This window comes from Arthrobacter sp. 01N444 (assembly GCF_056399305.1).
Map to the genome: position 1 here is coordinate 43,255 of NZ_JBFTRB010000007.1, position 11,612 is coordinate 54,866.

9 protein-coding genes are annotated in these 11,612 nt (G+C 68.1%); all 9 read right to left on the reverse strand.

Translation table 11 applies throughout. The annotated features are described in order from the left end of the window. Positions 1 to 173: 173 nt before the first annotated feature. Positions 174 to 710 (reverse strand): mucin-associated surface protein, encoded by a 537-nt coding sequence (locus tag AC1DKN_RS10365; protein ID WP_476871217.1) that lies wholly within the window; start codon positions 708 to 710, stop codon positions 174 to 176. Then, positions 707 to 1,909, reverse strand: a complete 1,203-nt coding sequence (locus tag AC1DKN_RS10370; protein ID WP_476859222.1) for a serine/threonine-protein kinase — start codon at positions 1,907 to 1,909, stop codon at positions 707 to 709. Before AC1DKN_RS10370 ends, AC1DKN_RS10365 begins: the two co-directional genes overlap by 4 nt. 474 nt (positions 1,910 to 2,383) lie before the next feature. Continuing rightward, a complete protein-coding gene (locus AC1DKN_RS10375) occupies positions 2,384 to 3,640 on the reverse strand; it encodes a hypothetical protein (protein ID WP_476871218.1) in 1,257 nt (418 codons plus the stop codon). A gap of 152 nt (positions 3,641 to 3,792) precedes the next feature. Then, positions 3,793 to 4,863: a Gfo/Idh/MocA family protein gene (locus AC1DKN_RS10380; protein WP_476871219.1), complete on the reverse strand. Its 1,071-nt coding sequence runs from the start codon at positions 4,861 to 4,863 to the stop codon at positions 3,793 to 3,795. Between the two features lie 183 nt (positions 4,864 to 5,046). Beyond that, positions 5,047 to 5,754: an ABC transporter ATP-binding protein gene (locus tag AC1DKN_RS10385; protein ID WP_476849134.1), complete on the reverse strand. Its 708-nt coding sequence runs from the start codon at positions 5,752 to 5,754 to the stop codon at positions 5,047 to 5,049. Between the two features lie 2 nt (positions 5,755 to 5,756). After that, positions 5,757 to 7,205, reverse strand: coding sequence for an ABC transporter permease (locus AC1DKN_RS10390; protein ID WP_476871220.1), 1,449 nt, complete (start codon positions 7,203 to 7,205; stop codon positions 5,757 to 5,759). A 287-nt stretch (positions 7,206 to 7,492) separates the two neighbouring features. Next, positions 7,493 to 8,596, reverse strand: coding sequence for a substrate-binding domain-containing protein (locus AC1DKN_RS10395; protein ID WP_476871221.1), 1,104 nt, complete (start codon positions 8,594 to 8,596; stop codon positions 7,493 to 7,495). Positions 8,597 to 8,661: 65 nt separating this feature from the next. Then, positions 8,662 to 9,930, reverse strand: coding sequence for a multiple monosaccharide ABC transporter permease (gene mmsB / locus AC1DKN_RS10400; RefSeq protein ID WP_243180208.1), 1,269 nt, complete (start codon positions 9,928 to 9,930; stop codon positions 8,662 to 8,664). Positions 9,931 to 9,984: 54 nt separating this feature from the next. Further along, on the reverse strand, positions 9,985 to 11,541 hold the full coding sequence (gene mmsA, locus AC1DKN_RS10405; protein WP_026537837.1) for a multiple monosaccharide ABC transporter ATP-binding protein: 1,557 nt from the start codon (positions 11,539 to 11,541) through the stop codon (positions 9,985 to 9,987). Positions 11,542 to 11,612 lie beyond the last annotated feature (71 nt).

Consider the following 11,612-nt stretch of genomic DNA (forward strand, 5'->3'; position numbering starts at 1 on the left):
CTCAGGCAGCGCCCGGGCCGGCCGCCACGCAGAACGCCCCGTCTCCCGAAAGGGAGGCGGGGCGTTCTGCTGTCCGCCCGGGATTCCGGTGCGCGCGTCGCTGCTGGTCGTAGGGGTGGCTGGTCGGAGGATGGCAGGAAAGAGGAGCGGCCGGGCGGGGGAGGGCTGCGGGGTCAGGCCTTGCCGTTGCCCTTGTGCTTCGATTTCCCGGTGGCGGCCTTGGCCGGGGCCGGGGCGACGGCGGCCGGGGCCGTCCGCGCTGCAGCGACCTGGGCTGCTGCCTGAGCCGCGGCAGCCTTTTCAGCCGCTGCTTTGTCGGCTGCCGCTTTGTCAGCCGCTGCTTTTTCCGCAGCCTTCCGGGCCGCCTCGGCCGCCTGCTGCGCGGTAAGGTCCGCCCGGACGGCGTCAATCGATGACTTGATGCTCTGGTGGCGTCTGAAGGACACCTCGCCGCTCGCGGCGACGGCATCCAGCCGGGTCAGCAACTCGTCAAGGTGCTTCAGGGAACCCTCCGGGTCGTTGGCGGCTGCAGCCTGGCTGACAGCCAAGACTTCGGATTGGAGTTGCCGGGCCGCGCCGCTGCCCAGTTCGGGGGCGGGGGAGCCGCAACCGGCCAAAGCCCCGGCGGCCAGCAGTCCGGCAAGGAGGCTTGCGGACACCCGATACCTCACCCGGCCGCGGTCTTGCCCGGCGGTTCGCGAATCGCTCATGGTTCCACACCCTTCTGCAGTTCCCTCAGGTGATCGCCGAGCGGTCCGGTGACGGTGGGGTAGGGGACGACGTCGGGCGCCGCGGGGGCGGACAGGGCGACCGCGATCGTCGCCACGACGGCAAGGACTGCCAGCGCGGCGAGCAGCACGGCCACGCGGGTGCGGGGCCGGGCCCGGAGGAACCATGCGGCCCCGCGCGACACGGAGCGGCGGCGGCGCGGCCGCAGCGGCAGGGCATCCGGGTCCAGCGAGTTCAGGGGGCGTGTTCTCGACGCCGCAGCCGTTGCGGCTCCGGGCCTGGGTGGGCGGGGCCGCCTTGCCGGCGGGGCCGGGAGGACCCGGGTGGGTTCCGTTGTGACGGGCCCGGGCAGCGATCCGGGGGAAACGAGGGCAACACGGAAGGCTGCCTCGAGATCGGCGGCCGCGGGGCGGTCCAACGGGTCCAGGACGGTCATGGCCTGGATGAGCCGGGCCCACTCCTCGGGCACGGCGTCCGGGATGACGGGGGCGCGGTGCAGGCGGGCCACAGCGGATTCGACGGCGCTGCCCGGGTACTCCACCTCGCCCTTGAGGCATTCGAGCAGGACCAGGCCCAGCGAGTAGATATCACTCGCCGGACCGAGGTCGGCACCGCGGGCCTGTTCGGGACTGAGGTAGGCGGCAGTTCCCACCATGGTTCCCGTGGCGGTCAGCCGGGTCCCGTCGATGATCCGGGCGATGCCGAAGTCTGTGAGCTTGGGCCGAAGCGGCTCTCCCGGCCGGACCGGCACCAGGAGGATGTTGGCGGGCTTGATGTCCCGGTGGACGATGCCGAGGCCGTGGACGTAGGCGAGGGCATCGGCGATCCCGGCGCCCACCACGGCCAACTCGGCCAGCGGCAGGGGACTGTGGCGGATCCGGGTCCGCAGATCCTGGCCGTCCACGAGCTCCATGGTCAGGAAGGGCCGGGGCTCCTCGGGAATCCGGGTGTCCGTCCCGGCGTCGAACAGCGTCACCAGGCTTGGATGATTCAGGGTCGCCAGCAGTTCGATCTCCGCTTCCTGCCGGCGAAGCTCGTCAGGATCCGCCGATTGCGGTGCAAAGAGTTTCAGGGCAACGTCCCGGCCAAGGTTCAGGTCCTTGGCCGTGTAGACCGATGCCATGCCGCCCCGGCCAATCACCTCCCCCAGCTGATAGCGGCCGCCCAGGGGCTCCGCCATGATGCTGTTGGGCGAACTGTCCACGCTGTCCCCGTACCTTTCGTGTGCGCCCCGGCGGCGCTCCTAAAGAATGATACGGGTACGGGTATCTGATTGCGGTCCGCGTGGTGCGCGGGGGACCTCCGGTCCCGGCGCCGAAGCGTCTTCCCTCACCGGACCCCCACCCGCGGACGCCCCTCCGCCGGAGCATGCCGTTGGGTCCCCCAGCGGACCCAACGACCTCGCTCCGGCGGTACAGGACCTTGATGGGAGCGGTGGCATGCGCTAGGGCGGGCGGGGCTTGCAGCCGGGCCTCGGCTGCGGACCGGAGCGCTCAGGGTGGGCGGGCGCTGAGAGGGTCAGGCCGGCGGGAATTGGGGTGCCGGAAGCCCGGCGGTGGACGGTCGTGTCCATGGGGGATTCTCCTGGGTGACTGTTGGCGGGCGGCAAAGGCAGCCCGACGGGCCGTGCTCTGTGGAGGCAGAGACGGCCCGACTAGTCAGGAGAAGAACCGGGATCAGCGCTAACGGCTGCGTACTCGTGCTGGAGCGGTCCGCCGATGGCGTCGGCCCCGATGGTGGGCACGTAGAAGACCAGGCTGGGCATCCACGCAGCCGTTCCGGCAGGCCCGCCGCCGGAGTGCCCGCTGCCGGACCCCGAGCCCGGAGCCGGCGGGAGTGCGTCAGGCGCAGGCAGTCCCGTTCCGCCATGCCATGGGCTCGGACCCGGGTTGCCGGAGGGAGCCGGCGGTTCACCGGTCCCGGCAGGGGCCTTGGCCGGCGGGGCAGCGCCGGACTGGAGAGCTGCCGCGCCCCGGGGTTCAGGGATCAGCAAGGCGGGATAGGCAACCGTGGCACCCGGGGAAGGAGATGCCGGGAACGGACGGGCCGCCACGGTGCCGGTGGGAGCAGGCGCCGGCAGTTCAGCTGGTGCTGCGTTGGCGGCGGTTGCTTTTGCGGCGCCCGCCGGTGCCGATTCGCCATCGACAGCGGCCGGCGTCCCCGCAGGCGATCCCGCCGCGACGTCGCCGCCTGGAACGACGCCGTCTGGAACGACGCCGTCTGGTGGCCCGGCCGCCGGGTCGCCGGGGAGCGGAGTTGCTGGATCCGGAGCCGGAGCCGGGGCCGCCGGGTCGCCGGGCGACGAAGGTGCTGGAGCCGGTACCGCAGGGTCCACCACCGGCGGAATAACACCGGGGACCGGAACCGCAGGGTCCACCACCGGCGGAACAACACCGGGGACCGGAACCGCAGGGTCCACCACAGGCCCGGTTGCCGGCGGGGTGAGTGCCGGCGCAGGGAGCGAAGGGTCAGGGAGCGCCGGAGAGGGGAGCACCGGGTCCGGTGCCGCCGGCCCAGGGGCGGGCGGTGGCGCGTCGGGAACCGCCGGGTCAGGGGCGGTGTCCGCGGGCCCGTTCGGGTCGGCATGAACGACGTCGGCGGAAGCTGCTCCCGGCCCCGGAACAGAGCCCGCCGCCCAGGCGCCCGCCGGGACCGCAGAGATGTCCACGGAAACCACGCCGTCGAGGGAGGGAACAGGGAGGTCGTCGGCGTCCGTACAGGAGGCGGCGGCCGTGCTCTCCCCGGCGTCGTCGGCCGTCCCGTAGAACGCGCAGGCGTCGTCCGCCTGCGCGGCCGTGCAGGTCAGTGTCAGCCACGCGGCGCCGGCGACGGCGGCCAAAAGCACGCGCCGCAAGGGGCGCAGGGGGCGCAAGGTGCGGCCCGCGCGGGAGGACGCTGCTGCAGGATCCATGCGCGCACCCCCGATCCCGGAAGACTGGACAATTGCCTACAGGGTAAGTCGGCCCCAACAGGAGAGTCCAGAGCGGGGCCGAAACTGTAGGCATACCGAGACACTTGGAATGCGCCGGGTCCGTTGCCTGGGGCGTGGAAAATGCGAGGCGGTTAGTGGGCGTCGTTGGGGTAGCTCACGCCGAGCTGCGCGCGTACGCCGTCGAAAAGCCGCATGGTGTTCAGGGAGTCCTCCAGAGGCATGACCGGGCTCTCGGTGAGGCCCTGCTGGATGCACCGCGTGACCTCGCGGAGCTCGTAGGTGTAGCCACGTCCCACCACGGTGAACTGCTCCGTCCGGGGCCCCTCGAAGCCGATCCGGACCAGCAGTTCCTTCGGGTTGTTGATGGAGCCGGGGCTCTGGAGGTAGCCCTTGGTGCCGGCGACGGTGGCCGTGCGGGGGCCGTAGGCCATCAATGACGAGGTCAGTTGGGCCTGGGCGCCGTGGTGGTAACCGAGCGTCAACGCATTCTGGGCGTCGACGCCGTCGTCGTTCAGCCAGCCGGTGGCGCTGACCGTTTGCGGGAACCCCAGGGTGCCGAGCGCCCAGAGCAGGGGATAGACCGTCATGTCCAGCAGGGCGCCGCCACCGTCCTTGGGTGCCCAAAGCCGGGAACCGGGCGAGTACGGCGCCGGAAAGCCGAGGTCGGCGCCGACCCATTTCACCTCGCCGATCTCGCCCGAGACAGCGATCTCGAACGCCCGCTGCATGCTGGGCAGGAACCGGCTCCACACCGCCTCCATCAGGAAGACTCCGTTGGTCCGGGCCGCCGCGATCAGCTCGGCTGCTTCCCGGGCATTGATCGTGAGGGCCTTCTCGCACAGCACGTGCTTGCCGGCGTTGAGGGCGGCGAGGGCTATCTTGTGATGGTGGGCGTGCGGGGTGGCGACGTAGACGACGTCGACGGCGTCATTGGCGAGCAAGCGGGCATAGCCACTGGCGCCCTCCTGGTCACCGTAGGCGTGGACAAAGCCGTAGTCGGCCGCGAACGCGTCCGCGGCCGCCTGTGTGCGGGAGCTGACGGCGTACAGTTCCGCATCCGCCAGCAGCCCAAGGTCGCGTGTGACCGAAGCGGCGATCCCGCCGGTGGCGATGACACCCCAGCGCAGCCTGGCACCGGTGGCTGTGCGGGGGTCCTGGTCCGGCTGGCTGAACAGCCACGGCTTTGCGATGAGGGCAGACATGATGCCATCTTCTCACCCAGGGGCGGGCGGGCCGCGGTCTTGACGGCCCTGGCATGGCGGAGGTTCGACGCGGAGATCCAGTCTCACGAAGTTCAGCCCCGGCGGCTCGACGCCGGAGCTGCGGGCGGGCCCCCAAGGCCTGCCCGCAGCTCCGCCGCCGAAGTCCCCGCAGCCGGCCGGTCCTCAGCCGGTCAGGGCCGCCGTCGCGCGGTTCCGGGCCGGTTCCTCCGTGAGCCGGCCCTGCTGGAGCCGGAAGCGCCGGTCCGTCTTGTTGGCCAGGGCACGGTCGTGGGTGACCACCAGGATGGTGGTGTTGTGGTCCCGGCTGAGCGTGCTGAGCAGCTCGATGATGTGCTCGCCGGTCTGTTCGTCCAGGTTGCCGGTGGGTTCATCGGCCAGGATCAGTTTGGGTTCGTTCGCCAGCGCCCGGGCGATCGCCACCCGCTGCTGCTCGCCGCCGGAGAGCCGGTTGATGCGCCGCCCGTGCTTGTCCGGATCGAGCTGGACCTGTTCGAGCAGCTGCCGGGCCCGCTCGGCCCGCGCCGCCTTGCGCACGCCGGCGAATTCCATCGGCAGCATCACGTTGTCCACGGCCGAGAGGTTCGGGATCAGGTTGAACTGCTGGAACACGAAGCCGATGTCCCGGCGCCGGTAGTTGGTCAGTTTCCCGTCGGGCATGCTGGCCAGGCTCACGCCGTTGACCACCACGTCGCCGCTGGTGGGCTTGTCCAGCGCCCCGAGCAAGGAGAGCAGGGTGCTCTTGCCGCTGCCGCTCTTGCCCACGATCGAGGCCAGCGTGCCCTGCTCCAGCTCGAAGCTGACATCGTTGACCGGCTTGATGGTCCGGTCGCCGGACTTGAACGTGCGGACCAGGTTCTTGACTTCGATCATGGCTATTCTCCTCGGAGGACTTCGATGGGACGGATGCGGGCGGTGAGCAGGGCCGGGACGAGCGCGCCGATGATGGCGACGCCGAAAACTGCGGCGATGCCCGCGGCGATGACGCCGGGGGAGGCGCTCGCCGTCACGGAGGTCAGCAGCTGGCTGGCCCCGCCCAGCGGTCCGCCCGCCCCGCCCGGGAACCCGCCCCCGGGAAAGCCGCCAGCGCCGCCGCGCTGGCCGGTGGCCGCCGCGCTCGTGCTGCTGCTTGAACTGATGAGGGCGCTGGCGATGCCGCCGCTTGCGAGGGAGGCGACGGCGGCGCCCACCACGCTGCCCATGGCCACCAGCACGAGGGCCTCCAGCACAAACTGCAGGCCGATGGTGCGGTTCGGGGCGCCGATGGCCTTCAGGACACCGATCTCGCGGCGTCGTTCGCGGACCAGCATGACCATGATCAGGAGGATGATCAGGCCGGCGGTGCCAAGGGCCGCGACGAAGGCGATGAAGGAAATGTTCTTGACGCTGTCCAGCGAGCTGACGGCGGTCTCAAGGTTCCGCTGGCCCTGGGTGACGTCGGCCCTGTCGGAGCCCAGCGCCGCCTGCAGGGCGGTTTTGGCGGCGTCGACGTTTTCCATGCTGTTGACCGTGACGATCATGGTGGAGAGTTCGTCCGGGAGCGCGGCGAGGGTCTGGGCGGTCGGCAGCGTCACGTAGAGCGCATTGTTGCCGAACGCGGTCCCGGCGTCGAACAGCCCCCGGACGGTGAAGCTCTGGTCCCCGATGGTGAACGTCGAGCCCACGCTGAGGCCGTTCTTGGTGGCCAGGGTGGTGCCCAGCAGGGCGCCGGTGGACGCGGCGGTGTAGTTGCCCAGGCCGGTGCCCTGCGTCAGCTGCAGGGGCTTGCCGGTGGAGTCCACCTCGGCGCCGATGCCCGTTGCCGTGATGGGCAGCGAGAACGCCGGCGCGGCCTGCGCGGTGCCGCCGGTAATGCCCGAGGTGCTGCTTCCGGAGGCGCCGGTACTGGCTTGGTTACGGTTGCCGAGGGTGCCGGCGTCGACGGCGGCCGTGAGGCTCGTGGTGACGGAGGTGGCCGACTGGCCGCCGGGGCCGCCTTGGCCTGTCCGTCCTGACGCGGCCTCGGCGGCAATGTCAGCGGCGTTGCGCAGGCGCAGCGCCTTGGTGCCGACCACGGTGCTGACGTTGGGGACGGCCGCCGCCGTCGCTGCCTGCGCCGAGGTCAGCGGCTCGCCGCCGCCCTCGAAGCCCTGGCCGCCGGCCGGGTTCACGGTCAGGACCGTGCCCACCGAGGCGTTCAGCTCGGCAACCTTGCCGGTGACGGCCTGGTTGGCCACGAGCATGGCCAGGGCAAGCCCAATGGCTACGGCCAGCACCGCCACCACAGCGGCGGTCCTGACCTTGTTTCGAAAGGCGTTGCCTACACTCCGGGCAAGAACGCTCACGGTGCTCCTAGTTTTCTTGGGTGTCTCTGGGGTATCTCCTGCCGGACCCGATGCCCGGCGCTGGTCCCACAGTGGTACGGGCCGCTGTGCGAACCTCCCCCGGGAGCTATGGATCTGCTGTGAAGCGCCTCGCCACAGGCAAGGTCACCGCTAAGGTCGCCAAGGTCCCAGCCGGCGCACCACCGCCAGCGCATCACGGCCAACGCAAAAGCCCCGGCCCTCCCTTGCGGGAGAGCCGGGGCTCTGTACTCTGGCGCGGCTGGTGAAGCGGACGCCCAGATAAGGAACTACTGCTTGGTGATCGGGCCGAGGACCGGGTCGTTCTCGTACGCCGTGTGGACGTTGTCCTTGGTGACGATGACCGGCTCCAGCAGGTAGGCGGGAACAACCTTGACCGTGTTGTTGTAGGACTTGTCGTCGTTGATCTCAGGCGTCTTGCCTGCCTGAACGTCGTTGACCATGACGATCGAGTGCTCAACGAGCGCGCGGGTGTCCTTGTCGATGGTGGAGTACTGCTCGCCCGCCATGATGGACTTGACCGACTCAACCTCGGAGTCCTGGCCGGTGACAATCGGAAGCGGCTTGCCGGCGGCCTTGACGGAGGTCAGGATCGCGCGGGCCAGAGTGTCGTTCGGGGACAGCACGCCATCAAGCGGGGCGGTCCCGTAGGTTCCGGCGAGCAGGGTGTCCATGCGCTTCTGGGCGTTCTCTGCCTTCCAGCCCTGGGTCACAGCCTGCTCGAAGCTCGTCTGGCCCGAAAGGACCTTGAGGGTGCCGTCGTCGATCTTCGGCTTCAGGACGCTCATGGCGCCGTCGAAGAAGACCTTCGCGTTGGCGTCATCAGGGGAACCTGCGAAGAGCTCGATGTTGTACGGGCCCTCCGGCTTCTTGCCCTTCATGCCGTCCAGCAGCGCCTTGCCCTGGAGTTCACCGACCTTGAAGTTGTCGTAGGCCACGTAGTAGTCCACGTTCGGGGTGTTCAGCAGCAGACGGTCGTACGCGATGATCGTTGCGCCGGCGTCCTTGGCCTGCTGGAGCTGGGTGCCCAGCTGTGCACCGTCGATGGCGCCGACGATGATGAGCTTGTCGCCCTTGGTGATCATGGCGCTGATCTGGTTCTGCTGCTCCGAGACGCCGCCGTTGGCGAACTGCACGTCCGGCTTGTAGCCGGCCTTGGTGAGGCCGTCGTTGAACAGCTGCTCGGCCAGGACCCAGTTTTCGGAGGTCTTCTGGGGGAGAGCGACGCCGATCGCGGATCCCTTCGGGAATGCTTCGCCTCCAGTGGAGGAACCGCTGGTGGTTCCGGTGTCGGAACGGCCGCAGGCTGTCAGCGCCAGTGCCGCAATAGCAGCGATTGCTGCTGCCTTTCCTGCTTTACCAATCATTCGCATTGCTTGGTTCACTTTCTTTTGGTGGTGTGCGGAGAACTGTGGGGTTGGGGAACCGGGGGAGGGGGTCAGATGCCCCTCGAGATGACCTCTTTGGTCTGGGTGGTCTCGTCGGCCTTGATCTCGCTGCTGCGGCCGAAGTTTTTCATCAGCATGCCGACGATCGATTTCTTGCCCTGGGTCTTGTTGTAGACGTCGAAGGCGACGGCGATCAGGAGCACGAGGCCCTTGATGATCTGGGTGAGGTCGGCGCCGACGCCGAGCAGCTGCAGGCCGTTGTTCAGGACGGCCATGACCAGGCCGCCGATGATCGAGCCGATCACGGTGCCCACGCCGCCGGTGACCGCGGCGCCGCCGATGAAGACGGCCGCGATGGCGTCCAATTCCCAGCCGACGCCGTCGAACGGTCCCGAGGCGGTGGAGCGGCCGACGAAGATCATCCCGGCGAGGCCGGCCAGGAAGGACATGTTCATCATGACCAGGAAGTTGACCTTCTTGGACTGGACGCCGGAGAGCTCCGCAGCGTGGCGGTTGCCGCCGACCGCGTAGATATGGCGGCCGATGACGGTCTTGGAGGAGATGAAGCCGTAGACGATGATGAGGACGGCGAGGATCAGGCCCGGAACCGGGAAAGACGTGCCCGGACGGCCGGTGGCGAAGAGGTATGTCGCGTAGAGGATGGCGCCGCAGACCAGCACCAGTTTGAGGACCATGACCCAGGCTTCAGGGACCTCGGCGCCGAGCTTCTTGGCGTTGCGGCGGGACCGGATCTCGCTGAAGATTACGAACGCTACGGCGAGCAGGCCGATCAGCATGGTGGGGTTGTTGTAGCCGGTCTTCGGGCCGAACTCGGCCAGATAGCCGGAGCCGATGTACTGGAAATCCGCCGGGACCGGGATGGTGTTCGACTTGCCGACGAACTGGTTGGCGCCGCGGAAGATCAGCATGCCGGACAGCGTCACGATGAACGCGGGAATGCCGACGTAGGCCACCCAGAATCCCTGCCAGGCCCCGATCAGGACGCCGAGTCCCAGCCCCATCAGGACGCCGATGTACCAGGGCAGGCCCCAGTCGCGGATGAAGAGTGACACGCAGACACCCACGAAGGCCGCGACGGAACCGACCGAGAGGTCGATGTGCCCGGCGATGATGACCAGCACCATACCGATGGCGAGGATCAGGATGTAGGAGTTGCCGTTGAAGAGGTTGATGACGTTGCCCGATGTGAGCGTGCGGCCCTCCGTGAAAATCTCGAAGAACACGATCAGCGCAACCAGGGCGAAGATCATGCCGAATTGGCGGGTGTTGCCGCCAAAGAGCTTCTTGAGCGCGTTCATTGTTTCAGTCCTTGTGTCCGGGGTGTTCGGATTGTTCTGGTTTGTCCCAAAGGGTCAAGCGGTCTTGCGGGCGGACGTCATGAGTTTCATGAGGCTTTCCTGGCTGGCTTCGTCCTTGTTCAGCACGCCGGTGATGGCGCCTTCGAAAATCGTGTAGATCCGGTCCGAGAGGCCCAGCAGCTCGGGCAGCTCCGAGGAAATGACGATCACGGCCTTGCCCTCGTTGGCGAGCTTCTGGATGATGCCGTAGATCTCGTACTTGGCCCCGACATCGATCCCGCGGGTGGGCTCGTCCAGGATCAGCACGTCCGGGTCGGTGAACATCCATTTCGCCAGCACAACCTTCTGCTGGTTGCCGCCGGAGAGCTTTGCGACGCCTTCCTCCACGGAGGGCGTCTTGGTCCGCAGCGACTTCCGGTATTCCTCCGCGACGGCGTATTCCTTGTTGGCGTCCACCACGAAGTTCTTGCTGATCTTGCGCAGGTTTGCCGAGACCGTGGTGGCTTTGATGTCGTCCAGCAGGTTCAGGCCCAGGGACTTGCGGTCCTCGGTGACGTAGCCGAGCCCGGCGTCGATCGCCTGGCGGACGTTCTTGAGCTGCAGTTCCTTGCCGTCTTTGTAGACATGGCCCGAGATGAAGCGGCCGTACGAGCGCCCGAACACGGACCGGGCCAGTTCGGTGCGTCCGGCCCCCATCAGGCCCGCGAACCCGACGATCTCGCCGCGGCGGACGAAGAAGCTGGAGTTCTTGCAGACCAGGCGGTCCTGGATCTGCGGGTGCCCGACGTTCCAGTTCTTCACCTCGAAGAGGACATCGCCGATCTTCGGCTCGTGGTCCGGGAACCGGGATTCCAGGGTCCGGCCCACCATGCCCTTGATGATGCGGTCCTCGTCGACGCCGTCGGCCTTGACGTTCAGGGTCTCGATTGACTTGCCGTCGCGGATGATCGTGATCTCATCGGCGATCTGTTCGATCTCGTTGAGCTTGTGCGAAATGATGATCGAGGTGATTCCGCGGCCCTTGAGGCCCAGCATGAGGTCCAGCAGGTGCTGGGAGTCGGACTCGTTCAGCGCCGCCGTGGGCTCGTCCAGGATCAGGAGCTTGACCGACTTGTTCAGGGCCTTGGCGATCTCGACCAGCTGCTGCTTGCCGACGCCGATCTCCTTGATGGGGGTCTCCGGGTCCTCGCGCAGCCCCACCCGGGCCAGCAGTTCGGTGGACCGGGTCCGGGCCTCGGCCCAGTCGATCACGCCGCGCTTGGTGGGCTCGTTGCCGAGGAAGATGTTCTCCATGATCGACAGTTCGGGGATGAGCGCGAGTTCCTGGTGGATGATCACGATGCCGGCGTGCTCGCTGGCCCTGATGTCCTTGAACTCCTGGACTTCGTTCTGGTAAACGATGTCCCCGGTGTACGTGCCGTAGGGGTACACGCCCGAGAGCACCTTCATCAGGGTCGATTTACCGGCGCCGTTCTCACCGCAGATGGCGTGGATCTCGCCGGCCTTCACCCGCAGGCTCACATCGGCCAAAGCTTTAACGCCGGGGAACTCCTTGGTGATGGAGCGCATCTCGAGGATTAGCGGATCACTGTGCGTGTTGAGGGACGTCATCTGCCCTTACGCCTCCAATGCATGACTTCGTTGTCCGCCCCTGCAAACCGCAGGGCCGTCTGATGGAAAAG

Bases quoted from the DNA above. Each gene is read 5' to 3' on its own strand.
- mmsA (WP_026537837.1), bottom strand. From the start codon at position 11,541: ATGACGTCCCTCAACACGCACAGTGATCCGCTAATCCTCGAGATGCGC.
- AC1DKN_RS10365 (WP_476871217.1), bottom strand. From the start codon at position 710: ATGAGCGATTCGCGAACCGCCGGGCAAGACCGCGGCCGGGTGAGGTAT.
- mmsB (WP_243180208.1), bottom strand. From the start codon at position 9,930: ATGAACGCGCTCAAGAAGCTCTTTGGCGGCAACACCCGCCAATTCGGC.
- AC1DKN_RS10385 (WP_476849134.1), bottom strand. From the start codon at position 5,754: ATGATCGAAGTCAAGAACCTGGTCCGCACGTTCAAGTCCGGCGACCGG.
- AC1DKN_RS10395 (WP_476871221.1), bottom strand. From the start codon at position 8,596: ATGCGAATGATTGGTAAAGCAGGAAAGGCAGCAGCAATCGCTGCTATT.
- AC1DKN_RS10375 (WP_476871218.1), bottom strand. From the start codon at position 3,640: ATGGATCCTGCAGCAGCGTCCTCCCGCGCGGGCCGCACCTTGCGCCCC.
- AC1DKN_RS10380 (WP_476871219.1), bottom strand. From the start codon at position 4,863: ATGTCTGCCCTCATCGCAAAGCCGTGGCTGTTCAGCCAGCCGGACCAG.
- AC1DKN_RS10370 (WP_476859222.1), bottom strand. From the start codon at position 1,909: ATGGCGGAGCCCCTGGGCGGCCGCTATCAGCTGGGGGAGGTGATTGGC.